Consider the following 26,589-nt stretch of genomic DNA (forward strand, 5'->3'; position numbering starts at 1 on the left):
CGCTACGGCGACTCGCGCCAGTCGTAGCGCATGACGAGCGTCTCTTCGTCGACCTGGTCGGCGAGCGTCTCGACCATCTCGTCGCGTTCGAGGTCGCCGAACTGCTCCAGTTCGTACGGTTTGACCGTCACGGGACTGCTTTCGCCGTTAGCGACGCGCTCCTGGAGCTTGACGACGCCGTACACGAGCGCCTCGGGGCGAGGCGGACAGCCCGGCACGTGGATGTCGACCGGGACTATCTCTTCTGCGCCCTCGACGACGCTGTATCCCTCCTGGAAGGGCCCGCCGCTGATGGCGCACGAGCCCATGTTGACGACGAACTTCGGCTCGGGCATCTGGTCGTAGATTCGCTTCAGGCGCGGGCCGAACTTGGCGACGATGGTCCCCGGGACGATCATCACGTCGGCCTGGCGCGGCGACGCCCGCGGCACCCCCGACCCGAAGCGGTCGAGGTCGTGTTTCACGCCGAAGGTGTGCATCATCTCCATCGCACAGCAGGCGATGCCGAACTGGAGGAGGAACATCGACGACCCCCGGACCCAGTTCATGAACGCGTCCAGTTTCGTGAGGATGAACGGCGACGAGCCGAACGCCTCGCGGAGCCGCGAGTTGAAGCGGTCGTCGACACCCGGGCCCCTCCGGTCCCCGCGGATCTCGCTTATCGCGTCCCGTCTCGCCGTCGCGTCTTCGGTCGTCGCGTCGCCGTTCGTCCCCGCTGTCTGGTTCCGTACGTCGTCTCCCATGGCTCTACCGGTGGGTTGCCGCCGAGTTCGAAAGCCGGTTCTGCCGTACCCACTAGGATATTTTTAAGCTACCTCCCGAAACGAGCGACGAAGACCGTGAAGTACCTCCGGCTAACCCTCGCTCACTCGACGACGACCATCCACCCCATGCACCGGTTCGCAAACGAGACCGACGCCGTCGAGGACTACCGGATGCTCCACTGGAACACCGCCAGCAACGGGACGAACACGCTCCTCTTCTACGTCGAGGGGGACCGCGAGGCGTACGTCGACGCGTTAGCAGACGTAGACTCCGTCGTGAACTACACCGTCACACCCATCGACGACGAGGCGTTCTACGCGTACGTCGACGACGTGGCGGACGGCGTCGGGAAGCAACTGGTCGACGCGGTCTCGCAGGGTAGCCTCGTCCTCGCGTCGCCGCTCGAGTACCTCGACGAGGGTCGCGTCCGGTTCACCCTCGTCGGCAGTCCGGCGGACCTCCGTGCGGCCGTCGACGCGATTCCGGACGGCATCCAGGTCGAACTCGACCGCGCAGGCGAGTACGACGACACCCCTGCTGTCGACGGACTCACGGACCGCCAGCGGGACGCGCTCGGCGCTGCGGTCGAGGCAGGATACTACGAGGTGCCGCGTCGGGGAACCGTGGCGGACGTCGCGGAGCGACTGGACTGCTCGCCCGGGACCGCCTCGGAACACCTCCGGAAAGCGGAGGCGACGCTGGTGTACGAAGCAGTCGGAGAGTCGCTCTGACAGCGGAGCAAAAAGACCCGCTCGTTCGGGTTCCTCACTCGGGGACGAGGAACCTCACTGGAACTCGTCGATGAGTTCCGGCACGACCTCGAACAGGTCGCCGACGATGCCGTAGTCGGCGATGTCGAAGATGGGGGCGTTCGGGTCGGTGTTGATGGCGACGATGGTGTCGCTGCCCTTCATCCCGGCGACGTGCTGGACCGCGCCGGAGATACCGATGGCGAGGTAGACGTCCGGCGTGACGACCTTGCCGGACTGGCCGACCTGCCGGTTCTTCGGCAGCCAGCCGTTGTCGACGATGGGACGCGAGGAGGACAGCGTCGCGTCCGTCGCCTCGACGAGGTCCTCGATGAGCGAGAGGTTCTCCTCCTCCTCGATACCGCGGCCGATGCTGACGAGGAAGTCGGCCTCGCTGATGTCGACGTCGCCGCCGCCGACCTCCTCGAAGCCAGTGACGGTCGAGCGGACGGCCGACTCGTCCGGTTCGAAGTCGAACGACGAGATTTCGGCCTCGCCGACGCCCTCGGCCTGCGGCCACTCGCCGCCCCGGGTCGTGACGACGAAGCTGTCGCCGTCGACCTCGATGGTCGTCTCGACCTTCGAACCGTACATCTCGCGGGTGGCGACGAGCGTGTCGTCGTACTCGACGTCGACGACGTCGGTGACCACCGGGAGGTCCAGCGCGTTCGCCACGGCGGGCGCGTAGTCCAGGCCGTTGACGCTGTTGGGCGTCAGGACGACGGTCGGGTCGAGGTCGGCGTACAGCGCCTCGACGGCCTGCGCGTAGACGTCGTGGTTGAACTCCTCGCCGTAGTCGACCGTGTGGACGTGGTCGACGCCCTTGCGGTTCAGGGAGTCGGCGAACGACTCCACCTCGCCGGAGACGACGGCGACGTGAAGGTCGCCGTCGATGTCGTCGGCCAGGTCGCGGCCGGCGGAGACGACCTCGAAGCTCTCGTCGCGCAGTTCGCCGCGGCGGTGGTCGGCGACGGCGAGAACGGCGGTCATTCTGCCACCCCCTTCTCGCGGAGGACGTCAGCGAGTTTCCCGGCGGTCTCCTCGGCGCTCCCCTCGAAGATCCGGGCGTCGCTCTCGCTCTCGGGTTCGTACATGGCCGTCAGGGCCAGGTTGCTCTCGGCCGCCTCACCGTCGAGACCGAGGTCGTCGAGGCTCTTCGGCGCTATCTCCTTGCTCTGGGCCTGCCGGATGCCGCGCAGGCTGGCGTACCGCGGTTCGTTGATACCGGTCTGGATGGTGAGCACGGCCGGCAGTTCGACGTCGGTGAGTTCCTCGACGCCGCCCTCCAGTTCGCGGTGGACGTGCGCGACGCCCTCGTCCGCGTCCAGGTCGAGGCTGTTCACGACGGCCGCCCACTCGTAGCCGATGGAGTCGGCCAGCGAGACGCCGGTCGCGCCGAAGGCGTCGTCGCCCGCCTGGACGCCGGTCAGCACGAGGTCGGGGTCCTCCTCTTCGACGACGGCGGCGAAGATGTCGGCCTTGGTCTCGACGTCGAGCAGGTCGGTCCCCTCGAGTGCGTCGTCCCAGATGCGGACCGCGCGGTCGGCCCCCTTCGCGAGCGCCATCCGGATGGTCTCCTCGGAGCGCTCGGGACCGATGGTGACGGCCACGACCTCGTCGGCGATGCCCTCCTCGCTCAACTGGACGCCCTCTTCGACGGCGTAGTCGTCCCACTCGTTCAGGTCGTACTCGAGGTAGCGGTCGGCCACCTCGGTCCCCTCGATCTCGAAGTCGTCCGCGAGTTCGGCGACTTCCTTCACCGTTACCAGGACCTTCATGGTTGTTTGCTTCCCCGTTCAGGTGGTAAACGTTTTCGAAACATCGGACGGGGAGCGTTCAGTTGTTCGAGCACTCCCACCGCAAACGTCGAATCCCGCGGCCCACGTCGCCGCGGACGGCCAGAGCGTCGTTCGGAACCCGAGTCGGCGTCGTCGAACCGAGGCCGCGACCGTCGCCGGGGATAACTCTGACCCCGGTAAATGCGTAACGTCCGTCATTTCCTAATCCCCAGAGATAGCGACTTCTGTAGCCGCTACTCCGCCTTTCTGCCCATTATCTGCGGAAACCTATACGTTCGACCGTGGCGTATATAGCTCATGGCACAAACAGCCGAAGAGTCGTCCGTAGAATCGTCCACAGAAATAGTACGCGGACGCGAGTTCGTCAACCGCCGGGCGATGTCCAGCGCGGTCGTCGCCGGCGTCGTCGGCGGCGTCGCGTTCGGCGGACTCCTCCAGTCGATGGGGATGTTACCGGTGGTCGCGTCGCTGTACGGTCTCGAGGGTCTCGCGTGGGGGTGGGTCGCGCACCTCTTCAACAGCGTCGTCTTCGCGCTCGTGTTCGCCGGCCTCCTCACCGGAACCGGTCTCCGGAGATACGCCGGCGACACGTCCGCCGACGTCGGTCTCGGCGCGGCGTACGGCGCGGTGCTGTGGTTCGTCGCCGCGGCCGTCGTGATGCCGCTCTGGATGGGCGCCGTCGGACTCGACGCTCCCCCCGTGCCGAACCTCGACGTCGCGAGCCTCGGCGGTCACCTGCTGTACGGCGTCGTTCTGGGTGCGGTGTTCGCCATCGCGTACCGACGCTGAACCGTCCCCTTCTTCGCGTCCCGTTTTCTGCCCGAACGCTCTCGGATGCGAGGTCAAAGCTTACTTACCGACTGGAGCGGCTAGTTGTGGGTAATGAGCCAGCAGGAGGAGGGCGAACCGTCCGACAGGAAAAAGTACGAGTTCCAGAAGGTCATCGAGGACCTCCGCGAGTACGAGGGCTCGGGGACCCAGCTCGTCACCATCTACATCCCGCCGGACAAACAGGTAAGTAGCGTCGTTCAGCACGTCACCCAGGAGCACAGCGAGGCGAGCAACATCAAGTCCAAGCAGACGCGGACGAACGTGCAGGACGCGCTGACCTCCATCAAGGACCGGTTGCGCTACTACGACACGTTTCCGCCGGACAACGGTCTGGTCATCTTCAGCGGGGCCATCGACACCGGCGGCGGCCAGACCGACATGATAACGAAGGTGCTGGAGGACCCGCCGGAGCCCATCCAGTCGTTCCGCTACCACTGCGATTCGGCGTTCCTCACGGAACCGCTGGAGGAGATGCTCGGGGACAAGGGGCTGTACGGTCTCGTCGTCCTCGACCGCCGCGAGGCCAACGTCGGTTGGCTGAAGGGCAAGCGCGTCGAACCCGTCAAGTCCGCCTCCTCGCTCGTGCCGGGCAAGCAGCGCAAAGGTGGTCAGTCCGCCCAGCGTTTCGCCCGCCTGCGCCTCGAAGCCATCGACAACTTCTACCAGGAAGTCGCGGGGATGGCCAACGACCTGTTCGTTCCCGAGCGCCACGACCTGGACGGGGTGCTCGTCGGCGGTCCCTCCCCGACGAAAGACGAGTTCCTCGACGGCGACTACCTCCACCACGAACTCCAGGACATGGTGCTCGGCAAGTTCGACATTGCCTACACCGACGAGTCCGGCCTCTACGACCTCGTCGACGCCGCCCAGGAAGTGCTCGCGGACGCCGAGGTGATGAAGGACAAGTCCGAGATGGAGGAGTTCTTCAAGGAACTCAACGAGGGCGGTCTCGCGACCTACGGGTTCGAGCCGACCCGGAAGAACCTCGTGATGGGGTCGGTCGACCGCCTGCTCATCTCCGAGGACCTCCGCAAGGACGTGGTCGTCTACGACTGCGGCGACAAGGAGGAGTACGAGTTCGTCGACCGACGCGCCGACACCCCGGAACACACCTGCGAGGACGGGTCGAGCGTCGAAGCCGAGGAGCGCGAGGACGCCATCGAGTACCTGATGAACATCGCCGACCAGCGCGGCACCGAGACCAAGTTCATCTCAACGGACTTCGAGAAGGGCGAACAGCTTCTGAACGCCTTCGGCGGCGTCGCCGGCATCCTGCGGTACTCCACGGGCGTCTAGACGGCCCGTCTCCGTTCGTCGCTTCTCCTCTCGACGGCTTCTCCGTCAGTCGCGCAACTGGAGCAACTGCTCTCGCCGCCGGTCGATGTTGAACGGCGGTCGGAGGTCGGGGTCGTCGGCGAGACGGTCGAGCACGAGCAGCGGGTCGACCCCGGTCGCCTCGACGTGGTCGAACAGGGCCTCGATGTGCTGGCGGTTGCGCGCGAGCGACGACATGAGCGCCGTCGCGAGCACCATCGCGGCCGCCGTCTCGCGGTCGTCGGGGAGGGCGTCGCTGACCGTCGAGAAGTCGGTGAGTTCGGTGCCTCCGTTCTCGGACGGTTCGAGGGAGAGACACGTGGGGCAGATGGCCACCGACTCCGGTGACGACGGAACGTGTTCGCGGAGTTCGGGCGGGACGACGAACGGGAGCGCTTCGTCGCCACATTCGGGACACTCCATACCGGTACAACGGTCGGAAGCCTCAAAAGTGTGGTAGTTACGGCGGAGTCGTCGGCGCGACGACCTGGACTGGCGACGACGGGCCTTCGAATCACGTCGGCGGCGGCGTCTCACGACGGTTCTCGTCGCTCTCCTCCTGTACGTCGATGTGGATACCGCTGTCGTTGTTCTCGCCGAATCCGGCGCTGAGGATGCGCGTCAACGCGTCCTCGACGCTCTCGTCCGTCTCGGTGAACTGGTCCGGTTCGACCTCGATGACGAATCCCGTCGTGATGTTCGGCGCGGTCGGGAGAAAGAGCACCTCGCGGCCGTCGTCGGTCATCTTCCCGGTCTTGAACGCGGTCATCCGGAGGCCGTTCCACGTCTCGAGCTTGACGGGTTTCTGGAGCTGGTTGGTGTCCGAGAGCGCCGTCTCGGCGGCCATCTTCGAAGCGTTGTACACCACCCGGAGGCCGGGAAGCCGGTTCATCATGCCGTCGATGGTGTTCTCGACGAAACTCCCGACGGTCGTCCGCATCAGGTAGCCGACGCTGAACACGAGCGTCGTGAACACGACCAGCGTGATCAGAACCCGCTGGTAGCTCTTCAGCTCGGCCGGGAACGGTATCTTTGCTATCTGAAAGTACAACCAGGCGACGATGTAGGCCGTGACGAGCAGGGGGGCCAGCACGATGAGACCGCTCGCCGCGTCGCGCTTCCACGAGGACATTTTACGCCTACCAATCCATTGCAGGAACATAAACCAGTTGCAAGTTCGGTCGTTATCGAAGGTGCGCCTCTCGACCGCCCGCGTCGAACGTTCGGGTTTCAGGAGCGGCCTCTGCCGTCACCATCACACTCTTGTCTCGCTGTTCCCTATCGCACGGTGTGTCAAGCATCGAACTGTACGAACTCGAAGGGTGTCCGTTCTGCACGAAGGTCACGGACAAACTCGACGAGCTCGGCCTGGAGTACGACTCCCACTTCGTTCCGCGTGCGCACCAAGAGCGGACCGAAGTCGAGGAGATAAGCGGCCAGACGGGGGTCCCGGTGCTGGTGGACCACGACCACGGCGTCGACGGGATGCCCGAGAGCGACGACATCGTCGCGTACCTCGAAGAGACGTACGGCCAGCGCGAGGGTTAAAAGCGCTTCAGATATTAACGCGTAGAGATAACTGAAACAATCACGTCGAATCGGGTACGACGAAACGTCGGTTCCGCGAGACTGCAGCCAGCATCGTCCGCCAAACGACCGTACCGCTCGCCAGACAGTATCGCTCGCCCAATACGACCACGCCGTGTGACCCTGGTGCCTCCGTCTCCCGTACAGTTCGGGTGACTACCCCCCGTCGGCCACCCTCTTTAGGTGCGTGCCGCGCGTCGCCTCGTTCATGGTACGCACCACTCGCCGACGATTCTCGTACCTCGCTAGCCTCTCGATCGCCGGACTGGCAGGCTGTTCCTTCCCCGGCGGAGGCGAGGGTGGAGAAGGTGGCGAAGGTGGCGGTGGCGAAGGCGGAGAAGGTGGAGAAGGCGGCGAAGGCGGAGAAGGTGGGGAGGGTGGCGAAGGCGGCGAAGGCGGCGAAGGCGGAGAGGACTAGGAAGACAGATGGGAGAAGAGCGACGACGTAGTTCTACTTCTGGCGGGCGAGAGAAAGAGGGCCGTCGACGACGGGCGGATTACGCTTCGGCGCGTTCCCGGATGATCTTCTGGAGTTCGTCGGCGTCGTCGATGTCTTCTACCTCCTCGCGCTCGACCAGCGCCGTTCCCTCGACGGTCTCGCGGCGCGTCTCGTCGACGAAGTAGACCGAGTGCGTCCTCGCGACGCGACTTATCGAACTCATGATGCGGGCGCGTTTCTCGGCCGTCTCGTTGAACGTCGAGTGGCTGGTGAGGACGCGGTCCTCGCGGTCGTCCTCGCTGACGGTCTTGAACGGCGCTCGGGTCGTCGGGTGGACGGTGAACCCGACGCGGGTGAGCACCGTCACCATGTGCTCGTCGTCCGGCTGGGCATCCGGTTCGTCGGGGTCGGGTTCGTCGTTGACCTCGTCCGCGCCCTCGAGCACGTCCACCGGGCTTGTGAGGTCGCGCTCGAACATCTCTTCGAGTTCGAGCGCCACTTCGACGCTGGCGTTCATCCCGTCCTCGTACTTCGAGACGGTGCGACGGGAGACGCCGAGTTCGGACGCGAGTTGGCCGAGGCTCCAGCCGCGTTCCTCGCGTTCGTCTTTCAGTATCTCGCCGTCGATGTTGACGTAGAGGCCGCCCGGCGCTGCGTACACCAGCGGCGGGATTCCCTCGACGAAGAGGTCCATGGCCGTATCGGGCGACAGCACCGGGACGCCGTGTCGGAAGTACACTACGCCCGGTTCGAGGTCCTGGTCGCGGGTCCGTAGACCGACGACGACTGGCGTGCCGTCGAGATACGTCCCGAGTCGTCGCATCTCCATTCCTGTCTCGGCGTCGAACGCGTCGACGTTGCCGAGAATCTTCAACAGCAGCAGGTCCGGCCCGCGACGCGCCGCGACGTCGAAGCTCTTGGGCCGAACGGCACACCGGTCGCTGACCACGAAACCCGCGTCTTCGAGCATCGCGGTCACGTTTCCGACCAGTGCGGAGCGGGACATGGTGAAAAGTAAGTGGTTCCCATATAAATACGTTGCGCCAGGCGGAACTTCCGCCTGCTTGCGATTCCAGGCCTCGGCGGGGACAGTTTCATATATCGTTGAGGGTCCGAAAGCCGTTAGTTCGCCACACCGCTACGACCCACCGTGACCGTAATCGGCGTCGACGACACCGACTCCCGCGAGCGCGGGATGTGCACGACTTACCTGGCTACCCGGGTCGCAGAGCGACTGCGCGCGGCCGGCGGCGAGGTGGAGCGCCTGCTGCTCGTCCGCCTGAACCCCGCCGTCGAGCACAAGACGCGGGGGAACGCCGCGCTCGCGGTTCACACCGACGTCGACGCCGAGACGGCCTTCGCCCTCGCCCGCGAGGAACTCGCCGCCGCCGCGGAGACGGACGACCCCCGGACGAACCCCGGACTGGTCGTCGCCGACCACGCACCCGAGGCCGCCCCCGACGCAGTCGCCGACTTCGCTCGCGATGCCGTCCGGGACCTGCTCTCGCGGAAGGCGGCCGAGCGCCGCATCGAGGCGGCGGGCTACCGCCACGCGGGCTGGAAGAACGGCCGCGGGAAGATCGGCGCGCTCGCCGCCGTGGGCGCGTGGGCCGCCTTCGCGGAGTGGACCTACGAGCACATCTCCTACCGCGAACCGGAGCGACGGGGGACGCCCCGCGAGGTCGACCGGGAGTCGCTGTTCGCGGCTGCCGACGACGCCTACCCCCTCGCGTGGGACACCGTGGACCGCGGTTCCGGCGAGGCGGTCTGTGTCCCCCACGCGCCCGGCCCCATCCTCCACGGCATCCGGGGCGACGACCCGGACGCAGTTCGAGGCGTCGCCGAGCGCGTCGAGAGCGAACCCGTCGAGCGCACCGCCCTGTTCGTGACGAACCAGGGCACGGACGCCCACCTCCGGGACGCCTCGCTCGCGGCGGTCGCGGACAGTGGTGCGTACCGCGTCGACGGGACGGTCGCCACCGCTCCCGAGACGCGCCGCGGCGGCCACGTCTTCTTCCGCCTGGCCGACGGAGACGACGAACTCCGCTGTGCCGCCTTCGAGCCGACGAAGCGGTTCCGCGACCGCGTCCGGGCGCTCCGGCCCGGCGACCGCGTGACGGCCTGCGGCGAGGTCTCCTCGGGGACGCTCAAACTGGAGAAGTTCGCGGTCCGGGACCTCGACGCGACCGAGCGCGTCACGCCGGACTGCCCCGACTGCGGGCGCTCGATGAAGAGCGCCGGAGCGAACCAGGGTTACCGCTGCCGGGACTGCGGGACGACGGCGGACGGGAAGGTCGAGCGGACGGTCGAGCGCGACCTCGACGTCGGCTGGTACGAGGTGCCGCCGGAGGCGCGGCGACACGTCGCGAAACCCCTCGTCCGCGGCGGGTTCGACGCGCCGACCCATCCGGAGCGCTGACCGGCCTCCGGCGCTCGCTACAGAGCGTCCGGAGCCGACTCGAAGCGCTCGCGCTGGCGCTCCCGGAACGGTTCGTCTGCCCGCTCGAACGCCGTCGGCGTCCAGAATCGGGCGTCGCTGGCGTCCGACCCCGCGGTGACGCTGCCGGTCGTTCGCTCGCGAGCGACGACGAACCCGATAGAGACGACGTGCTTGCCGTCGTGGGGGTCGAGACTCCGAGCGTCGAACAGCGAGAGGTCGTCGGGAGCGACCGACAGGCCGCTCTCCTCCTCGAGTTCGCGGGCCGCGCCCACGGCCGGGGGTTCGGCGCGCTCCAGGTGGCCGCCGGGGACCGTCCAGTCGCCGACGCCGGGTTCGGCGGCGCGTCGGACGAGCAACACCGCGTCGTCGTCCACGACCGCGACGCTCGCGCAGGGGACCGGGTTGTGCCAGACGACGCGGTCGCAGTCGCGACAGAGGAAGTGTTCGTTGCCCTCGACGTCGGTCGTCGTCAGTTCCGTGCCACAATAGGGACAGTAGTCGGCGGGGCGGGAGACCATCTGTCCGGAGCCTCTCGGCATCCGGGCAAAACGGTTGCGCTCCCGCGGGACCTTCTTACTCGCTCGACTCGTCGGCCAGCAGTTCGGAGGCGGAAAGCAGCGCCTCCAGTTCCACGTCGTGCTCGGCGAGGTTCTCCCGGCCGCCCTCCTCGCGGTCGACGACCACCAGCACGCGGTTCACCACCGCCCCGGCGTCCCGGAGCGCCGCCACTGCGTCGACCGCACTCTGGCCAGTCGTGGCAATGTCTTCGAGGACGACGACCTCCTCGCCCTCGTCGAGTCGACCCTCGATGAGGTTCGCGGTGCCGTACTCCTTCTGCTGTTTGCGCGCGATGACGTAGGGGCTGCCGGTCTCGACGCTCGTCACGGCCACGAGCGGGACCGCGCCCAGCGCCACGCCCGCGAGTTTCGTCTCGCTCGCGCCGAGGTCGGCGAGGCGTTCGGCGAACGCCTCCGCGACGAGTTCGAGACAGTGGGGGTCGGTTTCGAAGAGGTACTTGTCGACGTAGTAGTCGCTGGTACCGCCGTGCGAGAGTTCGAACTCGCCGAACCTGACGGCGTCCACGTCCCGGAGCGCCGCGATGAGTTCCTCGTTCGTCATTACCCGGGATGGGTTCGCGGAGCGGTATAAACGGGACGGTTGGCGTCGGAGAAGGGAGCAAAGCAGGAAAAACTCGGCCGCCGAAGTCGTCCTATCTGTCGTCTCTGACACCGTCCTCTATCTGGCTGTCCCTGACGGTGACGCTCCCCGCGGACTCGGTGATTTGCAGGCCAGATGCGTCGCTCCGCGTGCGAGCGGTGATGCCGTCGATGAGCGTACCGTCGCCGCCCTCGACGACGGCGTGGCTCTGGGAGACGTACGCGCCGCCGCGGACGGTGCAGTTCGAGCCGACGTTGTACAGCCCGTGGCGTCCCGAGTCGTTGCCGTGGTCGACGGAGAGGTCGAGGAACAGGCCGTCGTCGCGCTCGTTGTATATCGCGCTGTACGTGCCCGCGGCCGGTGCCTGTCCGGTGACGGTGGTGTCCCACAGTTTCACGCCACCGCCGCCCTCGTTGATCTTCACCGCCGAGCCGCTGCCCGCTTCGTGCGTGATGTCGCACCGCTGGACGAACGCCCGACCGGAGCCGGACTTGACGAAGACGGCGTACGTCGTCTCGTCGGCCTGTACCGTAATGCTGCTGTCGTTGATGTGGCTCCTGTCGGCGTTGGAGTCGATAACGACGGCGTGGTTGGTGGGGACGTTCGTGCGGACGTCGACGTTCTCCGCCACGAGCATCTCGCCGTTCTCAAACTTGAGACCCAGCTGGGCCCGGTCGGACCCCTCCGACTGGTCGACGACGATGGTGGCGTCGTGGACGTAGCTGTCGTTGCCACCGACGCGGACGTTCGCGCCGAAGCTGTTCTCGAAGCGACCGCCTTCGACCCGAATCGACCCGGTACCGTCGGTGGCGTACAGCCCGTTGTCCGGGAACGACCCGAGGACGCAGTCGCGGAACGTCATCGTCCCCTTGTTGGTGTTACAGATGATGCCGGTCGGTCCCCACTCGAGCTTGTCGCCCGGGGTGTTCTCCACCGGTTCCGCGCCGTCGGGCGCAGTGAATCGTTCGACGATGCCGGAGCCGTCGGGACTGGTGATGTCGAATCGGCCGGGGCCCCACGCGCCGCTGTCGTGACGGCCGACGACGTCGATGTCGCGGACGACCAGCCCGTCGTCGGCAGTCGCGTCGATGACCCGTACGCCCGTGTCGTCCGCGGTCATGTCGACGGTGAAGTTCTCGAAGCGCAGGTCCGTGACCGGGTCGTAGCCGACGCCGAGCCGGAACAGGTTGTAGTTCCAGTCACCGCTATCGTCGAACTCGTCGAACGGTGCCGGGACGAGCGTCGCGCCGTCGCCGACTATCCCGAGGTTGTTGCAGCCGGTGACGCGAATACGCTTGTCGACGTAGTACTCGCCAGCGGGGAACTTGAGCAGGGTGTCGTCCTCCGCGAGTCTCTCGATAATCGGCGTGATCGATTCGTTGCCGTTGGGGTCCGCGCCTTCGTCCGTGACGTCGACGACCGTCCCGTACTGGTCTTCGAGGTCGGACGGCGCCGCAGCGCCAGTGCCGACGAAGGCCGTCGAAAGTGTGGCTGCGCCCGTAAGCTTGAGGTACGAGCGACGACTCGTCTTGGTCCGTTTTCGCTTGTCTGCCGCCATCGATGCCACCGTCACATGGACCCGTATTAGTTATCTGTGTGGTATACTCGTTGTTCCCCGTTCTCCCACCGTTGCAACTGTTGTAAACAGTCTTTTGCCGGGGCTCACCGCCGCTACTTGCCGAGTTCCGTGCTAGCAACCCCCAGGAAATACGGCGGCGCATCGGCGTCCTCACACCACCGCCGGTGACGACAGAGTACGGGCGTTCGGGACGTCGGACCGCTCGCTCTTGTGGAGTATGCCCACGTCCAGTGGTTTCTCTATCCACGCAAATAAGCAGCGGTCCCCCGTCGGTTCTCGTCGCGCTGCGATCACCGCGTCACGCCGTCGGATGTCGTCGCGCCTCGCTGGTCGGGGGCATCGTACAGGCCCTCGCAAAACGGGGAGCGAAACCGCTCGAACTTCGCGCTCGCGTCAGGTTACATGAAGTCCGCGATGCCGGACTGCTTGTTCTTGTCGTTCTCGAAGACGCTCTCCAGCGAGCGGTCCAGCATCTCCAGGCGCTGTTTCGTGTAGTCGCGAGCGCCGTACTCGTCGGCGACCTGGATTGCGGTGTCCATGTACTTGTTCACGGAGCCGCGGTGGACGGTGAGGTTCACGTCGCCGCCGCACTCCCGGCAGTCGCCGGTCAGGGGCACCCGACGGTACTTCTCGCCGCAGTCGAGACACCGCGTCTCCTGGCGCGAGAACGCCCGCAGGTTGCCGATGAGGTCCGGCAGGAAGTGGTACTCGATGACGCGCTCGGCGACGTCCGTCTCGTCGACTGCACGGAGCTTCCGGGAGAGCTCCAGCTGTGCGTCCATCTTGTCCATCATCGACCCCAGCGTCTTGTACGCCGACAGGTCCGGTCCGAGCGCGATGTCGGTCGTGTCGTGGGTGTGCCGGAAGCCGGTGTACTCGCGGTCTGTACCGAGCGTCTCCTCGGCGATGGTCATCACGTCCTCGACCTCGCCCGGGTCGGCCATCTCGCGGGTCGCCTCGTAGAACTCGCGGGGGTACTCGTCCACGATGTCCATGTTGTGCGCCTCGTCGTCTATCTCGCTCGGGTCGATGCGCGAGGACATGACGAGCGGGGCGTCCATCTGCCCGCCGCGCTGGTCGGGGAGGAACTCCTTGCTGAAGTTCAACAATCCGTCCATCAGCAGCATGACGCAGTCCTCGTCCCCATCGCACTGGCCGACGAAGAGGTCGTTCGCCACGAGCGTGTGGGTGTCGGCGACGGTGAGACTATAGGTGTGCTCCAGGTCGCTCTCGACCACCTCGATGGACTCCACCTCGTCCAGCCAGAGGTCACTGCCGTCGCCGAAGATGCGCTGCGAGCGGACCGGCGTCGAGTCGAGGGCGTCCGCGAGCGTCTCGGATTTCCTGTCGAGGTCGAACCCGATCGCGTCGGCGAACTGGACGGCGTTCTCCGACGTCACCTTGAGGACCCACGACTCGAACTCGGGAACCGGTTCGTCGCCGTGGAACTCGGCGACGGCCCCGGTCGACGGACGACGAGTCTCGGTGTACGTCTTGCAGGCGACGCCGAACCGCTTCAGCGCGGCGACCAGGTCCTCCTTCAACTCGTCGCTCACGGTGTGGGCCCGGACTTCGATTCTGTCGGTCGACGCACTCCCGTCGCCACTGAAGTATGCACGGAGGAACTCGCGCAGGACCGGTCTCGGGGCGTTCACGACGCAGTCCGGGATGCGCTTCGTCTCCGAAGTCGTACCAGCGTCGAGGACGTCACTGAAGAGCGCGGCGACCAGGCGACTCGACGCAGTTATCTTCCACTCGTTCTCCTCGTACGGGGTCACCGACAATTTGCGTTCGATGGTTTCGACGATATGTTGTCGGGGTTTCTCGTCGGGCGTACAGATAGTCGTCTGGTAGAACTCGCCCGCTTCACGGCGAGTGAACCCTTCGGCAGCGTAGTAGCCGAAGACCTTCGCCATATCTCGGTCGACTTCGAGTACGCGGCTGACAGACGCGGTGTCGCGACGGATGCCGAGCGTCACGTCCTCTGGTAGCGTCTCGATGATCTCCTGTTCTCCGAAGAGGGTGACGAAGATGGACGCCGGGACGCTATCACGGTTGACCCAGTTGTAGACCGAAGAGTCGCTCCTGCCGAGTCGCTCCGCAACCGGTTGCAGGTACCCTTCGCCGTCGGTCGCCGAATCGAAGAGATCCCGGATCCGGTCACCACCGAGACCGCGAATCACGAGGTCGTCGTTCGGGATGGAATCTGTCGACAGGAACTCGTCGAGAAGGTCGATTTCCGTGCATTCGCCCTCGAACTCGACGTCTTTCGGAGACGGAATCTCGTCACCGGGTTCGAGTTCGCGTGCGTCGGCCTCCTCCACGCCGGCAGGCGTCCACCGCCGCATCGAGTGGTCCGGAGTCACCGTCAGCTCGCGGCCGCTCCGTGTCTCTATCGTCAGCATGTGGTCCGGAGCGGGGTGCTTCGAGACCGCATCGACCGGCTTCAGGACGCGGTCGCCGTCCTCGTCTATCGAGGGGACGCGCACGTTGCCATCGAGTTCCGTCACGAGGGCTCCGAAGTCGTCCGTCCGCGGGTCGTCGAGTCGTTCCTCGACCAGTCGCTGAATCTCGTCGTGGTGCCACGTCCCAGCGTCGTCTTCGAACCAGACCTTCGTCTCCGGATGGAAGCAGTTCCGACGCTTCGCTGCGTGAAAATAAGGGTGCGCGTAGCCGACGGCGGCGCTCGTGAAGCCGACGATGCGACCGACGACCGCGGCGGAGGTGTGGGGCGCCATGCCGAAGACGAGTTCGCCGACGAGGTCCTGGCGCTCCGCCAGGTCGTAGAACGAATCGAGGCCGTAGTAGTCCTCCAGCAGTTCGTCGACGAAGTCGGCGGTCTTCAGGAGGTGTTCGGCCGCGCCGTCCGAGAGGACCACGTCCTGTACCTTGAGTTCGACCAGCTGGTCGTCGTGACGCAGGGGGTCGCCGTGAACGTCCGTCTCGTACCCCAGGCCCCGCAACTGGTCGGCCGTGACGTCCAGTTCCTCCGCCCGGACGGCGGTCACCGGCAGGTCGGTCATGTCGTAGCGGACGGTCCCGTCCTTGAACGCCGAGACGCCGTGTTTCGCCCGGAGCACGCCCTTCTCGATGGGTTCGGGGGTCTTGTGCGACGACGAGAGACCCTTGACGCCTTTCAGCACGTCGAAGGCGTTCTCGCGCTCGCCGACCGATTCGAGGGCGTCGCGGTACTCGTCGTTGACGTTGATGGTCCGGGTCTCGACGCTGGTCGCCTCGACTTCGCAGCGCGGACACTCCGCGCGGCCGGACTGGTCCGGTTCGACCTCCGTGCCGCACTCCGGACACTCGTAGTGCGGGAAGGTGTTGCCGTCGCAGTCGGGACAGCGCGTCCGGAAGGTGTGGGTGCCACAGTCCTCGCACTCGCGGCGGCCGACCTGCGTCTCGACCTCGCCGCGCGTACCCGACATCCCCTCGGTGTGACCGGCGGCCTTGGTGACGTCGCGTTGCGAACCGCCCGCCTCGCCGAGCGGGAAGAGGGTGTGGACCGCCGGACTGAGTTCGCGCTTCTCGGACTTCTCCGGACGGCCCATCCGGTTGCCGATGCGGGTCGGCGCGCGCTCTCTGACCTCGAACGGCGCGACCTCGTTGACGGCCTTCACGGCGTTGTCACCGTTCTCGTCGCCCCACGCGCGGGCCTCCGGAGAGAGGTCGGCGAGACCGTCCCACGTTCGCTCCAGGTCGGCGTCGAACCCCAGCGAGCGAGCGAGCAGTCGCCAGTCCGGGACGCGAATCTCCTCGCCCTGGACGTGCTCGACGAGGAGCGCCTCCAGCGTCTCCCGGGTCCGCTCGTCGTCGGGGAGGACGAGGTCGCCGTCGCGAACTTCGGCGTTCTCGACGGTACTCGCGAGCGCCGCGAACCGCTCGACGGAGACGTCGTGCCAGAGGTAGGTGTAGTCGGGGTGGAGCGGTACGTCGTAGTCGGTCGCCCACGAGAGCGCCTCCGCGGGGGACGGGTCGTCGAGGGAGACGCCGGGGTCGTCCCGCATCGCCTGCACGTCGGCGTCCGACGCCTCGAACTCCTGGACCCACCACTCGAACGTGTAGGACGCCGGCGCGAGAGGGTGGTTGTTCTCGACGAACTCGCCGTAGTTGACGAGGTACTCGCCGAGGTCGAGTATCTTCTCGACGCCGTTCCGGACCGCCAGGGCCTCCTCGGCGTCGTCGATGCGGCGCACGTCGCCGTTCGCGAGGCGTACGGTGGGACCCTCGATGGTGTCGACGGGGACGACGCCCGCGGCCTTGCCGGGGCGTTCGGTCTTTATCTGCGTCCCCGTGGCGAGGAAGTCGTCGACGAGGTGCATCGTCGCCGGGTGGACGCCCGCGGTCGCGAACCCGTGGTTGCGCGCCCGACCGTAGTGCAGTCGGAACCCGCCCGGCGCGCAGGGGTGCGTGAAGACGGGGCGACCGGCGATGAGGTCCCGGAGGAACTTCTCCGATTCGTCCACGCGCGGCGGGCCGTCGATGACGGCCGGTTCGTCGCCGTCGTCCGCCGCCTCGCTCGCCTCGCCGTCGTCCCCGCCGTCGTCCGCCTCGTCCTCGTCACCGCCGCCTTCCCCGATGGTGCCGTCGATGAGGTCCTGGAGCCACGGCCAGTCCACCTCGTCGAGGTTGCGGGTGTAGCGCTGTATCTTCGGGGCCTTCAGCGCGATGCCCTCCGCGAGGACGAGACACATCCCGCCGCGGGCGGTGTTGGTGTCGACGCGTTCGAGGTCCCGGAACCCGGACACCTCCTCGTCGCCCGTGGACTCGCCGTCGAGCATGATGGGCATGTGCTCGGCGATGAACTTCGTCTCCTTGTCCTTCGGCGAGTACTGCAGGCCCGTCTCGCTGTCGTAGAGGTTTATCTCCTCGGCGTAGCGCTCTATCTCGTCGTCGCGGGCCTGGAACTCCTCGACGCCGACGAGCGTCCGGGTGTAGTCGGCGACGAGCACGGAGAGCGCCTGTGCGGTCCCGCCCGCGGACCGGATGGGACCGGCGTAGTAGACGTTGACGAACTCCGTGCCGTCGTCGTTCTCCAGCAGTTCGACGCGGTCGATGCCCTCGATGGGTGCCGCGACGACGCCCTCGGTGAGCAGGGCGACCGCCGTCCGGACGGCGCCCTCGACCTTGCCGGCGCGGGTCTCGAAGTCGCCGACGTTGCCGGCCGCGAAGTCCTCGGCGAGTTCGAGGGCGGCCTCCTCCCTGCTCATCTCACCTTCCAGTTCCCGGACCCGCTCGGCCACGCCGTCGATGCCGAGGATGTTCTCGACGCGGTCGGCCATGTCCTTGGCGACCGGAATCTCGACCTCGGGCTTCGGGTCGGCGCTGTGTTCCCGGGCGTTCTCGGCGACGTCGAACGCCTCGTCCAGGTCGGCTTCCAGTCGCTCGAAGTACTGCCGGTCTGCGTCCCGCATACTACAGCCAGAGGTCGAGGTCGGTCGGTTCGTCGCGTTCGCGAACCAGCGGTTCGTCGAACGTTCGCACGTACAGTTCGCCGGCGAAGACCGTCGCCGAGTCGAGATGGCCCGCGAGCGCCTGTCCGGACTCGCGCGAGAGCACCGCGTGGGTGTGTGCGAATCGCTCGCCGTCCAGCAGCGAGACGTTACCGACGCAGGCAGCCACCTCCATCGGCTCGTCGAAACTCACTTCGTGATACTCCTGGTCGTCCTGGTCGTAGTACCAGACGTCGGCGTCCTGGACCGCGCCCATGCCGACGAACCAGGCCGCGTCGATGCCTTCGTCGTCGGCGAGCGACTCTATCTCTTCGCGCCAGTCCGCACCGTGTCCGAGTCGAGCGACGAACTCCCGCTCCCCGGAGACCTCCCGATAGTCCATATCTGTCTTCAGTTCCGGCAGGGGCAAAAAAGGTTGAGTATCGTCGCGTTTCCGTCGCCGAGCGACCCCGCCAGGTTCTCGAACGGCTCGTCGACGTCCGAACGTACGGGTGGCGCGGCTGGTCGTCGCGGAGTCGGCCACGAAAAAACGTTGGAAGGTCGGAGGGCTATTCGTCGGGGACTATCGCCAGTCCGGAATCGAGGCAGTGTTCGCTACCGGCATAGAGATCCACGCGCTGTCGCAGGTGATGTCGGCGATGACGAGTCGCTCTCCGTCACCGTCGTCGTCCACCGAGGCCATGACCTCGGCGTCGTTCACGACCGGTGCCGACACTGCAGCCGTATCCGGCGTCATACTTTGAGAGTCTATACCACGAGATATAAGACCTCCGAAATTGCGTAACACTAGCTAGCAAGTGACACTACTCGACGGGGAAACAGTCGATGAACGTTGACATTGTTCGGCGAAACGCGACCAATACGTCATTAACATTCACGTTATATCGGTTCTACTGGTCGTTTCCGTGACTCGAAACGCACGGTCTTGTCAGATAGATGTGGCAGAATACTTATTTTACAGGTAGAAATGATGGTATTTTCGGAGAAAAACACGGAGAGGACTGCTTCTGCAATAAACCGCCGGTTTAAGACGGTAATGGTAGGGATTCCAAGCGGTAAGTTTATCCACTATGACACACAACGAGACTTTGGATGACAGATACTGACAACCTGACCCGTCGGCGGTTTCTGAAAGCGACTGGCGGTGCAGCGTCCGCGGCTGCGGTCGCGGGCTGCACGGGTGACAACAACAACAACAATAACAACAACAACCAGAACAGCGGGAATCAGCTGAGTCTCATCAACTCCACGATGACCACGCTGGACCCGATCAAGGCCACGGACACGGCCTCCGGCACGGTCATCCAGCAGATATTCGACCCGCTGATGAACTACCCGAACGCGAAGACGAACGTCAAAAAGCTCATCGCCAAGAGCCACTCCCTGTCGGAGGACAAGAGGACGTACACCCTCAAGCTCAAGGAAGGCGTGCAGTTCCACGGCGACTACGGCGAGGTCACCGCGGAGGACGTCGTCTACTCCTGGAAGCGCCTGGCGATGTCGAAGAACTCCCGGCGCGCGTACTTCGTCCTCAGTTCCATCGGCGTCAAGCACGAGACCAAGACGGTCACGTACACGAACTCCGACGGCGAGGAGGAGGAGATGACGGTCGCGAAGCCGGGTTCGCTCGCCGTCCGGAAGAAGGGCAAGTACGAGGTGGAGATGGAACTGGAGGAGCCGTTCCACTCCACGCTCGAGATGCTGGCGTACACGTCCTTCGCCGTCATTCCGAAGGGCATCGTCGGCGACATCGAGGGCGCCGACGGCGAGATGAAGTACAGCAAGTTCGCCACGAAGAACCCCATCGGGGCGGGCCCCTTCAAGTTCGGCAAGTGGCAGAGCAACCAGGAAGCCAAGGTCGACAAGTTCGAAGATTACCACGGCGAGAAGGCGAAGGTCGACAGCGTCCACTGGAAGATCTTCTCCGACTCGCAAACGCGTTACACGTACGCGTTCCAGAACCAGAACGTCGACATCGCCTACGACGGCGACCTCCCGACCTCCCAGTACAACCCGAAGAAGATCAAGAACACCAGCACCGACGACCTCGGTCGCACGGTCGGGAAGTACGGTCCTGTGGAGGGCAACACGCTGGACTACCTCGGCGTCTCGACCATCGGCTCCTACTACATCGGCTTCAACACGAACGCGGTGCCGAAGCCGGTTCGGAAGGCCGTCGCGTACGCCGTCAATCAGGAGACCATCGTCAAGGAGATCTTCAAGCAGCGCGGGGAGCCGTCGTACCACTTCACGCCGCCGATGATCTATCCGGGCGGTGCGAAGCAGTACGAGCAGCACGCGAAGAACAACTACCCGTACGGGTACAACGAGGAGCAGCTCCAGAAGGCCCAGAAGCTCATCGAGGAGGAGACCGAGTACGGCAAGGGTAACCCGTTCAAGTTCACCTTCACGGTGTACCAGTCCTCGAGCACGTGGCCGAAGGTGGGCAAGCTCATCCGTGACAAGCTGCAGTCCGCCCACATCGAGATGAACGTCGAGAAGGCTCCGTTCTCCACGCTCCTCCAGCGCGGTCGCAAGGGCAACCTGGAGGCGTACTCGCTGGGCTGGATCATGGACTGGCCGGCACCGGACAACTTCCTGCAGCTTCTGTACCCGCCGCTGACGGACACCTCGAAGTCCTCGCCCATCTCGTACACCAACTGGTCGGGAACGGAAGCGTCGAAGCAGGCGACCGACGCCTGGGACAAGATCCAGAACAACACCGCGCCGACGGACGCCGCGACGAAGAAGCGCAACGAGGCGTACGTCGCCATGGAGGAGGCCAACTGGGACGACGTGGTCTTCCTCAACATGTACCACGACCTCTCCGAGCGCTTCACCTACGAGCACGTTGACGCACCCAAGTACGGTGGTGCTGATTACAGTCGCCAGATGTACAACAAGGTGCAGCTCAACAACAAGTAGTAACGCCGTCAAAAGCTTCATTTTTCGTAAGAAGCAGTAGTAGCCGCCTCACCGCCCGAAAAGTGGGGGAGGTTATCGCAAGACATAATGATGAGAGCACGAAACTCGCATACGAATCAGTCATGAAAGCGGTTCATACTGGGTGCAACTCGAGATACAGGGCTGACAGGAAAGACGCGGAGGTGAGCCGACCGCCATGAGCCGCTGGCGGTACTTCGGCCGTCGCCTGCTACTGTCGATTCCGATTCTGGTGTTCGGAGCGTCGATAACGTTCGTCGTCATCCGCATGGGTCCCGTCGACCCGGTGGCGGCGATTCTCGGCCCCAAGGGGAACCCACAGGCGTACCAGCGCATCGCTAGCCAGCTCGGGCTCAACCAACCGCTCTGGCAACAGTACATCGACTACATGACCAACATGTTCACGCTCGACCTGGGCGACTCGTGGGTCGTCCAGCCGGACACGAGCGTGTACACGCTGGTCGGCAGCTACGCGCCGCGAACGCTGTGGCTCGGCTTCTGGTCGGTCCTCATCGCCCTCTTCATCGGCATTCCGCTCGGATTCTACGCCGGACTCAACCCGAACACGTGGAGCGACTACGTCGCGTCGTTCGGTGGAATCGTCTGGCGTGCGATGCCGAACTTCTGGCTGGCGGTGCTTCTGATGCAGGTCCTCTCGAACTCCGAGAAGGTGCTGTTCGGCTTCGACTGGCAGAACTGGATCGTTCCGGTGAACGTCGTCGGTAATCCGCTGGGAGCCGGCCCCCTCACCGATCCGTCGAACCTCATCTACGCGATCAAGATGGTCGCACCCGCGGCGATCGTCCTCGGCTCGGCGTCGATGGGCAACGAGATGCGTATCGGCCGGACGGCGGTGCTGGAGACGGTGAACTCGAACTTCATCGAGACGGCTCGCGCGAAGGGCGTACCGCCGCGGTCGCTCGTCTGGAAGCACATCTTCCGGAACGCGCTCATCCCGCTGGTGCCGATAATCACCGGCGAGGCGTTCCTGCTCATCGGCGGGTCCGTCCTCGTCGAGATCGTGTTCGGTATCAACGGCATCGGCTACCTGTTCTTCCAGGCGGTCATACAGGGTGACCTGCCCCTGGTCGGGTCGCTGATGTTCATCTTCATCCTGCTAGTCGTGTTCATCAACATCCTACAAGACCTGCTGTACACGCTGATCGATCCGCGTGTCGGCTACGAGGGAGGTGCCTGACGTGAGTATTTCAGACGACGAGAGCGAGAAGACGCTCGGCGAACGAGTCAGCGAGAACCCGCGCCCGGCGACGATATGGTTGCTGGGCGCCGCCGCACTGCTCGCCGTGGAGTTCGGCGCGGTGGCCAACACCGTGATGGCGATGCCGTGGGAGCTGGTGGTGAACAGGCTTCCCGATGCCGTACAGCCGCTGTTCGCGCCGCTGGCCGCCGTCGGCGATGCGCTGGCGAACCTGCCGACGCTGCTCACGCGGGACATCTTCGACAACCAGGGCTGGCGCCAGCCCGGCGGCGGGTGGGAGGGGACGTTCCTCGACCTGGCCCCGGCGTACGTCTGGGGGCTCCGCGTCGTTCTCGTGTACGTGTACACGCTCGTGTGGCTGGGGTGGCTGTGGAAGGGCTACCTCACGTACCGCCGTCACTACCGGTACGCCGACTGGACGCCGCGCGACGACGTCGTCGACCGGTTCCGCAACCACCACTGGGGGCTGTTCGGTGCGATCATCGTGTTCACGTTCCTCGTGATGGCCCTCTTCGCGCCGGCGCTCGGCACGACGACGATCGAACAGAACATACAGAACCCCTACGCTCACGAACTGAAGTACCTGACCGAAACCGGACAGGTCGAGACGGTCACCGTCGGCCAGGCCAACCTGTACAGCGGGTCCGACGGGACGAACAACGTGGGCCTCATGACCTACGACGACTACGGTCGGTTCCATCCGATGGGGACGCTCCCGACCGGCAAGGACCTGTTCACGTTCATCGTCCACGGAGCGCGCGTGTCGCTGTTCATCGGCGTCACCGCCATTGGACTGAGCGCGCTCCTCGCGGCCGGGTTCGCGCTACTGACGGCCTACTACAAGGGCCTCATCGACCTCGCCGTCGTCATCATCGGCGACTCGATCATGTCGCTACCGCGGTTGCTGTTGCTGCTGTTGCTGGCGTACGTCCTGCAGGGCACCTGGATAGCGAACATATACAACGGAGCGGCGGTACTGGCGCTGATATTCGCCGGCACCGGGTGGCCGTTCCTGTGGCGCGCGGTGCGCGGTCCCGCGTTCCAGGTCTCCGAAGAGGAGTGGATAGACGCCGCGAAGAGCTTCGGACAGAAACCACGAATCACGATGCAGAAACACATGGCACCCTACATCCTCGGTTACCTGCTAGTGTACGCCTCGATGAGTCTCGGTGGCATCATCATCGCCGTCGCCGGCCTCTCGTTCCTGGGTCTCGGCGTCAATCCGCCGACGCCCGAGTGGGGACGAGCTATCGACGTCGGACAGGCGTACGTGGCCACGAAGTCGTGGCACATCTCGATACTGCCGGGCGTCATGATCGTGCTCATCGTGACCGCGTTCAACGCGCTCGGTGACGGCATCCGCGACGCCATCGACCCCAAGAGCGACACCGGCGAGGACGGCGGTTCCGAAGTCGCCGCTGCTGGAGGGAGTGGTGCGTAATGGCGTCGACAGAGTACACCGAGTCGGCGACGCGCGGCGACGCACTGCTCGAGGTCGAGGACCTCCAGACCGCGTTCTTCACGGACAAGGAGGTCATCCGCGCGGTCGACGGGATCTCCTTCGACATCGAGCGCGGCGAAACCGTGGGCATCGTCGGCGAGTCGGGGTCCGGCAAGAGCGTCACCGCACGCTCCATCATGGGCCTCGTCGAGTCGCCGGGGCGCATCCTCGACGGCAGTAGCATCCGCTTCGACGGCGAAGAGCTGACGGACAAGAGCGAGAAGGAGTACCGCAAGTTACGGGGCAGCGACATCGCCATGGTGTTCCAGGACCCGCTGACGAGTCTCAACCCCGTCTACACGGTCGGGAACCAGATCAAGGAGGCGTTGCGCCTCCACCAGGGCCTGCGCGGGTCAGAGGCGACCGACGAAGCCATCAACCTGCTCGAAGCGGTCGGTATCCCGGACGCCGGGCGGCGGGTCAAGGAGTACCCCCACCAGTTCTCGGGCGGGATGCGCCAGCGCGCCGTCATCGCCATGGCGCTGGCCTGCGACCCCGAACTGCTCATCTGCGACGAACCGACGACCGCGCTGGACGTGACCATCCAGGCCCAGATTCTCGAACTCCTGCAGGAACTCCAGGAGGACCGCGACCTCGCCATCATGTTCATCACGCACGACATGGGCGTCATCGCGGAGATCGCCGACCGCGTGAACGTGATGTACGCGGGCGAAATCGTCGAGACGGCGCCGGTCGTGGAACTGTTCGAGAATCCGCGCCACCCCTACACCCGGGGGCTGTTGAAGAGCATCCCCGGCAACAACCCGGGGAAGGAGCGGCTCTCGACCATCGAGGGCGACGTGCCGACGCCGAACGAACCGGCGACGTACTGTCGGTTCGCACCGCGGTGTCCGGAAGCGTTCGACGAGTGCGAGAAGGTCCACCCGGTTCCGGTCGACGTCAACGACCAGACCGACGACCACACCGCCGCCTGCTTGCTGTATCCCGAGGACGTGTCCAAGGAGCAGGCGGTCGAGACGCATCGCGAAGCAGCTAACGAAAGCGAGGAACGAATATGAGCGAACAGAGCGTAAGGCAGACCGAACAGACGGTCACCGTCTCCGAAGACGAGCCGCTCATCGAGGTCAACGACCTGAAGACCTACTACGGCGAGGGCGGCCTCATCGAAGACAACCCGGTCAAGGCCGTCGACGGGGTCTCGTTCGACATCGAGCGCGGCGAGACGCTCGGACTCGTCGGCGAGTCCGGTTGCGGGAAGACGACCCTGGGTCGCACCCTCATCCAGCTGGAGAGCGCGACCGAGGGCGAAGTGCTGTTCGACGGCACGGACGTGACCCGGCTCTCCGGCGACGAGCTGAAGAACTGGCGGCGCAACAGCCAGATGGTGTTCCAGGACCCCGAGTCCAGCCTCAACGACCGGATGACCATCGGCGAAATCGTCCGAGAACCGCTGGACGTTCACGACTGGAAGACCGCGAAGGAGCGTCGTTCTCGCGTGCGAGAGCTGCTCGACGTGGTCGGGCTCCGACCGGAACACTACTACCGGTACCCCCACCAGTTCTCCGGTGGCCAGCGCCAGCGCGTCGGCATCGCCCGGGCGCTGGCGCTCGAACCGGAGTTCGTCGTCCTCGACGAGCCGGTGTCGGCGCTGGACGTCTCGGTCCAGGCCCAGATACTCAACCTGCTGGAGGACCTCCAGGACGAGTTCGGCCTGACCTACCTGTTCATCGCCCACGACCTCTCGGTCGTCCGCCACATCTGCGACCGCGTCGCAGTGATGTATCTCGGCCACATCATGGAAATCGGCGAGACCGAGGAGCTGTTCGCCGACCCGAAGAACCCGTACACGCGGTCGCTGCTGTCGGCCATCCCGGACCCGGACCCGACGAGCGACAGGGAACGCATCACGCTCCGCGGGACGCCGCCGAGTCCGCGCGACCCGCCCTCGGGCTGTCCGTTCAGCACGCGCTGTCCGATGAAGATACGGCCAGACGAGTTCCAGGACCTGGACGACGAGGTCTGGATAGCCATCGAGGTGTTCCGCGAAGTCGTCCGCGAGCGCGAACGCGCCGACCGGAGTCTGACCGAGCGCGCGAGGGAGATGCTCGGGATGGCGACGCGGTACTCCGACATCGACGAAATACGGGAGGAACTGTTCGCCGACATCGACGTTCCCCCGGCGGTGCAGAAGCACGTCGACGAGGCCGCCACCTACATCGACGACAACGACGACGAACAGGCCCGCGAGTACCTCCGGGACGTGTTCGGTAGCATCTGCGACGACGAGTCGCCCGACGACCACCTGGTCAGCGACACCGGCCGGTTCAGTCACTGCCACCGACACCTGGAGGAGTACGCCGAACCGGACGAGTTCACGCCCTACGCCAATCGCTGATGAGTCACGTCGACCGGTCACCGCGTCGCCTGCGGCAAGCGCTCGACGCCGTGGTGTACTCCGTAGCGGTGACCGGGGTCGTGTTCGCGTTCGGGACCGTCGTCAGTTTCGCCGTCGGGGCGGGGCTGGTCGGCGTGAAGTACACCCTCTTTCTCGTCGGGCTCTTGCTTTTCGGCTACGGGACGTTGCAGTTGCGCCCCAAGCGGCCGTGGGACGTCAACAAGACCGACGACGAGGTCGAAATCGTGCGGCGGGACGGCGAGGACAGCAAGCAGAGCATCGGGTCGCGCGAGGAGACGGCGTTCCAGTCGACCGTCCAGCGGATTCCACCGCTCTCGCACTACTCCATCCCCCCGGAGGAACGACTGTCGCCCGGCGTGAAGTTGTTCATCTCCAGCCTCGCGGTCCTCGGCACGTCGTTCGCGATGGAGGCCGTCTTCGGCGTCGGCGTGTAGC

24 protein-coding genes are annotated in these 26,589 nt (G+C 65.4%); 12 read left to right on the forward strand and 12 right to left on the reverse strand.

The genetic code is table 11. The features are described 5' to 3' along the window. Positions 1-2 precede the first annotated feature (2 nt). The gene (locus ACTF4R_RS05210; protein ID WP_440006821.1) at positions 3-743 is read right to left on the reverse strand and encodes an NADH-quinone oxidoreductase subunit B; all 741 of its coding nucleotides are present in this window, start codon (positions 741-743) and stop codon (positions 3-5) included. Positions 744-839: 96 nt separating this feature from the next. On the opposite strand from ACTF4R_RS05210, the gene ACTF4R_RS05215 reads away from it, so the two are divergent. Further along, the gene (locus tag ACTF4R_RS05215) at positions 840-1,496 is read left to right on the forward strand and encodes a helix-turn-helix domain-containing protein (protein WP_440006823.1); all 657 of its coding nucleotides are present in this window, start codon (positions 840-842) and stop codon (positions 1,494-1,496) included. Positions 1,497-1,550: 54 nt separating this feature from the next. Here ACTF4R_RS05215 and ACTF4R_RS05220 read toward each other — a convergent pair whose 3' ends face one another. Then, positions 1,551-2,504: an electron transfer flavoprotein subunit alpha/FixB family protein gene (locus ACTF4R_RS05220; protein ID WP_440006824.1), complete on the reverse strand. Its 954-nt coding sequence runs from the start codon at positions 2,502-2,504 to the stop codon at positions 1,551-1,553. Next, on the reverse strand, positions 2,501-3,292 hold the full coding sequence (locus ACTF4R_RS05225) for an electron transfer flavoprotein subunit beta/FixA family protein (RefSeq protein ID WP_440006826.1): 792 nt from the start codon (positions 3,290-3,292) through the stop codon (positions 2,501-2,503). The genes ACTF4R_RS05220 and ACTF4R_RS05225 overlap by 4 nt, the downstream gene beginning before the upstream one ends. 318 nt (positions 3,293-3,610) lie before the next feature. On the opposite strand from ACTF4R_RS05225, the gene ACTF4R_RS05230 reads away from it, so the two are divergent. Both ACTF4R_RS05230 and prf1 read left to right on the forward strand, forming a co-directional pair. Further along, on the forward strand, positions 3,611-4,102 hold the full coding sequence (locus ACTF4R_RS05230; protein ID WP_440006827.1) for a hypothetical protein: 492 nt from the start codon (positions 3,611-3,613) through the stop codon (positions 4,100-4,102). 93 nt (positions 4,103-4,195) lie between these two features. Further along, positions 4,196-5,440 (forward strand): peptide chain release factor aRF-1, encoded by a 1,245-nt coding sequence (prf1, locus tag ACTF4R_RS05235; RefSeq protein WP_440006829.1) that lies wholly within the window; start codon positions 4,196-4,198, stop codon positions 5,438-5,440. Positions 5,441-5,485: 45 nt separating this feature from the next. On the opposite strand, the gene ACTF4R_RS05240 is transcribed toward prf1, so the two are convergent. Continuing rightward, positions 5,486-5,881 carry a DUF6276 family protein gene (locus ACTF4R_RS05240; RefSeq protein ID WP_440006831.1) on the reverse strand — a complete coding sequence of 132 codons (396 nt, stop codon included), beginning with the start codon at positions 5,879-5,881 and terminating at the stop codon, positions 5,486-5,488. A 91-nt stretch (positions 5,882-5,972) separates the two neighbouring features. Then, complete coding sequence (locus tag ACTF4R_RS05245) at positions 5,973-6,590, reverse strand: DUF502 domain-containing protein (protein ID WP_440006833.1); 618 nt, start codon at positions 6,588-6,590, stop codon at positions 5,973-5,975. 158 nt (positions 6,591-6,748) lie between these two features. Here ACTF4R_RS05245 and ACTF4R_RS05250 point away from each other — a divergent pair, with 158 nt between their 5' ends. Together ACTF4R_RS05250 and ACTF4R_RS05255 are read left to right on the forward strand one after the other, a co-directional pair. Then, positions 6,749-7,006 (forward strand): glutathione S-transferase N-terminal domain-containing protein, encoded by a 258-nt coding sequence (locus ACTF4R_RS05250; RefSeq protein ID WP_440006835.1) that lies wholly within the window; start codon positions 6,749-6,751, stop codon positions 7,004-7,006. Between the two features lie 338 nt (positions 7,007-7,344). Then, positions 7,345-7,494 (forward strand): hypothetical protein, encoded by a 150-nt coding sequence (locus ACTF4R_RS05255; protein ID WP_440006837.1) that lies wholly within the window; start codon positions 7,345-7,347, stop codon positions 7,492-7,494. A 48-nt stretch (positions 7,495-7,542) separates the two neighbouring features. Here the strand turns inward: ACTF4R_RS05255 and ACTF4R_RS05260 are convergent, their stop codons facing one another. After that, complete coding sequence (locus ACTF4R_RS05260) at positions 7,543-8,490, reverse strand: transcriptional regulator (RefSeq protein WP_440006838.1); 948 nt, start codon at positions 8,488-8,490, stop codon at positions 7,543-7,545. Between the two features lie 144 nt (positions 8,491-8,634). On the opposite strand from ACTF4R_RS05260, the gene ACTF4R_RS05265 reads away from it, so the two are divergent. After that, positions 8,635-9,903: a TiaS agmantine-binding domain-containing protein gene (locus ACTF4R_RS05265; protein WP_440006840.1), complete on the forward strand. Its 1,269-nt coding sequence runs from the start codon at positions 8,635-8,637 to the stop codon at positions 9,901-9,903. Between the two features lie 17 nt (positions 9,904-9,920). On the opposite strand, the gene ACTF4R_RS05270 is transcribed toward ACTF4R_RS05265, so the two are convergent. The 6 genes from ACTF4R_RS05270 to ACTF4R_RS05295 all read right to left on the reverse strand — a co-directional run bounded on the left by ACTF4R_RS05270 (position 9,921) and on the right by ACTF4R_RS05295 (position 18,850). After that, positions 9,921-10,442, reverse strand: coding sequence for an NUDIX domain-containing protein (locus ACTF4R_RS05270; RefSeq protein WP_440006842.1), 522 nt, complete (start codon positions 10,440-10,442; stop codon positions 9,921-9,923). A gap of 55 nt (positions 10,443-10,497) precedes the next feature. After that, complete coding sequence (gene pyrE, locus ACTF4R_RS05275; protein WP_440006844.1) at positions 10,498-11,043, reverse strand: orotate phosphoribosyltransferase; 546 nt, start codon at positions 11,041-11,043, stop codon at positions 10,498-10,500. Between the two features lie 91 nt (positions 11,044-11,134). Beyond that, a complete protein-coding gene (locus tag ACTF4R_RS05280) occupies positions 11,135-12,640 on the reverse strand; it encodes a hypothetical protein (RefSeq protein WP_440006846.1) in 1,506 nt (501 codons plus the stop codon). 419 nt (positions 12,641-13,059) lie between these two features. Beyond that, positions 13,060-18,075, reverse strand: a complete 5,016-nt coding sequence (polC, locus tag ACTF4R_RS05285) for a DNA polymerase II large subunit (protein ID WP_440006847.1) — start codon at positions 18,073-18,075, stop codon at positions 13,060-13,062. 1 nt (position 18,076) lies between these two features. Next, the gene (locus ACTF4R_RS05290; RefSeq protein WP_433628773.1) at positions 18,077-18,496 is read right to left on the reverse strand and encodes a PPC domain-containing DNA-binding protein; all 420 of its coding nucleotides are present in this window, start codon (positions 18,494-18,496) and stop codon (positions 18,077-18,079) included. A 180-nt stretch (positions 18,497-18,676) separates the two neighbouring features. Then, positions 18,677-18,850, reverse strand: a complete 174-nt coding sequence (locus ACTF4R_RS05295; RefSeq protein ID WP_433628776.1) for a DUF7556 family protein — start codon at positions 18,848-18,850, stop codon at positions 18,677-18,679. 356 nt (positions 18,851-19,206) lie between these two features. Between ACTF4R_RS05295 and ACTF4R_RS05300 the strand changes: the two genes are divergently transcribed. The 6 genes from ACTF4R_RS05300 (at position 19,207) to ACTF4R_RS05325 (ending at position 26,588) form a co-directional block, all read left to right on the forward strand. Further along, entirely contained in the window at positions 19,207-21,039 is a 1,833-nt protein-coding gene (locus ACTF4R_RS05300) for an ABC transporter substrate-binding protein (protein ID WP_440006850.1), read from the forward strand. Positions 21,040-21,235: 196 nt separating this feature from the next. Continuing rightward, positions 21,236-22,255 carry an ABC transporter permease gene (locus ACTF4R_RS05305; protein ID WP_440006851.1) on the forward strand — a complete coding sequence of 340 codons (1,020 nt, stop codon included), beginning with the start codon at positions 21,236-21,238 and terminating at the stop codon, positions 22,253-22,255. 1 nt (position 22,256) lies between these two features. Continuing rightward, positions 22,257-23,717, forward strand: a complete 1,461-nt coding sequence (locus ACTF4R_RS05310; protein ID WP_440006852.1) for an ABC transporter permease — start codon at positions 22,257-22,259, stop codon at positions 23,715-23,717. Further along, positions 23,717-24,796 carry an ABC transporter ATP-binding protein gene (locus ACTF4R_RS05315; protein WP_440006853.1) on the forward strand — a complete coding sequence of 360 codons (1,080 nt, stop codon included), beginning with the start codon at positions 23,717-23,719 and terminating at the stop codon, positions 24,794-24,796. Before ACTF4R_RS05310 ends, ACTF4R_RS05315 begins: the two co-directional genes overlap by 1 nt. Next, positions 24,793-26,133 carry an ABC transporter ATP-binding protein gene (locus ACTF4R_RS05320; protein ID WP_440006854.1) on the forward strand — a complete coding sequence of 447 codons (1,341 nt, stop codon included), beginning with the start codon at positions 24,793-24,795 and terminating at the stop codon, positions 26,131-26,133. The genes ACTF4R_RS05315 and ACTF4R_RS05320 overlap by 4 nt, the downstream gene beginning before the upstream one ends. Beyond that, the gene (locus ACTF4R_RS05325) at positions 26,133-26,588 is read left to right on the forward strand and encodes a DUF7555 family protein (protein WP_440006855.1); all 456 of its coding nucleotides are present in this window, start codon (positions 26,133-26,135) and stop codon (positions 26,586-26,588) included. Before ACTF4R_RS05320 ends, ACTF4R_RS05325 begins: the two co-directional genes overlap by 1 nt. Position 26,589: the final 1 nt, after the last annotated feature.

Origin of the sequence: Halomicrococcus pelagicus (genome assembly GCF_051917725.1) — an archaeon.
In the GTDB taxonomy this organism is placed as follows: Archaea; Halobacteriota; Halobacteria; order Halobacteriales; family Haladaptataceae; genus Halomicrococcus.

What these genes read in the sequence shown, in the direction of transcription:
- ACTF4R_RS05210 (WP_440006821.1), bottom strand. Translation starts at nt 743, where the DNA reads ATGGGAGACGACGTACGGAACCAGACAGCGGGGACGAACGGCGACGCG.
- ACTF4R_RS05220 (WP_440006824.1), bottom strand. Translation starts at nt 2,504, where the DNA reads ATGACCGCCGTTCTCGCCGTCGCCGACCACCGCCGCGGCGAACTGCGC.
- ACTF4R_RS05225 (WP_440006826.1), bottom strand. Translation starts at nt 3,292, where the DNA reads ATGAAGGTCCTGGTAACGGTGAAGGAAGTCGCCGAACTCGCGGACGAC.
- ACTF4R_RS05230 (WP_440006827.1), top strand. Translation starts at nt 3,611, where the DNA reads ATGGCACAAACAGCCGAAGAGTCGTCCGTAGAATCGTCCACAGAAATA.
- prf1 (WP_440006829.1), top strand. Translation starts at nt 4,196, where the DNA reads ATGAGCCAGCAGGAGGAGGGCGAACCGTCCGACAGGAAAAAGTACGAG.
- ACTF4R_RS05240 (WP_440006831.1), bottom strand. Translation starts at nt 5,881, where the DNA reads ATGGAGTGTCCCGAATGTGGCGACGAAGCGCTCCCGTTCGTCGTCCCG.
- ACTF4R_RS05245 (WP_440006833.1), bottom strand. Translation starts at nt 6,590, where the DNA reads ATGTCCTCGTGGAAGCGCGACGCGGCGAGCGGTCTCATCGTGCTGGCC.
- ACTF4R_RS05260 (WP_440006838.1), bottom strand. Translation starts at nt 8,490, where the DNA reads ATGTCCCGCTCCGCACTGGTCGGAAACGTGACCGCGATGCTCGAAGAC.
- ACTF4R_RS05270 (WP_440006842.1), bottom strand. Translation starts at nt 10,442, where the DNA reads ATGGTCTCCCGCCCCGCCGACTACTGTCCCTATTGTGGCACGGAACTG.
- pyrE (WP_440006844.1), bottom strand. Translation starts at nt 11,043, where the DNA reads ATGACGAACGAGGAACTCATCGCGGCGCTCCGGGACGTGGACGCCGTC.
- ACTF4R_RS05280 (WP_440006846.1), bottom strand. Translation starts at nt 12,640, where the DNA reads ATGGCGGCAGACAAGCGAAAACGGACCAAGACGAGTCGTCGCTCGTAC.
- polC (WP_440006847.1), bottom strand. Translation starts at nt 18,075, where the DNA reads ATGCGGGACGCAGACCGGCAGTACTTCGAGCGACTGGAAGCCGACCTG.
- ACTF4R_RS05290 (WP_433628773.1), bottom strand. Translation starts at nt 18,496, where the DNA reads ATGGACTATCGGGAGGTCTCCGGGGAGCGGGAGTTCGTCGCTCGACTC.
- ACTF4R_RS05295 (WP_433628776.1), bottom strand. Translation starts at nt 18,850, where the DNA reads ATGACGCCGGATACGGCTGCAGTGTCGGCACCGGTCGTGAACGACGCC.
- ACTF4R_RS05300 (WP_440006850.1), top strand. Translation starts at nt 19,207, where the DNA reads ATGACAGATACTGACAACCTGACCCGTCGGCGGTTTCTGAAAGCGACT.
- ACTF4R_RS05305 (WP_440006851.1), top strand. Translation starts at nt 21,236, where the DNA reads ATGAGCCGCTGGCGGTACTTCGGCCGTCGCCTGCTACTGTCGATTCCG.
- ACTF4R_RS05315 (WP_440006853.1), top strand. Translation starts at nt 23,717, where the DNA reads ATGGCGTCGACAGAGTACACCGAGTCGGCGACGCGCGGCGACGCACTG.
- ACTF4R_RS05320 (WP_440006854.1), top strand. Translation starts at nt 24,793, where the DNA reads ATGAGCGAACAGAGCGTAAGGCAGACCGAACAGACGGTCACCGTCTCC.
- ACTF4R_RS05325 (WP_440006855.1), top strand. Translation starts at nt 26,133, where the DNA reads ATGAGTCACGTCGACCGGTCACCGCGTCGCCTGCGGCAAGCGCTCGAC.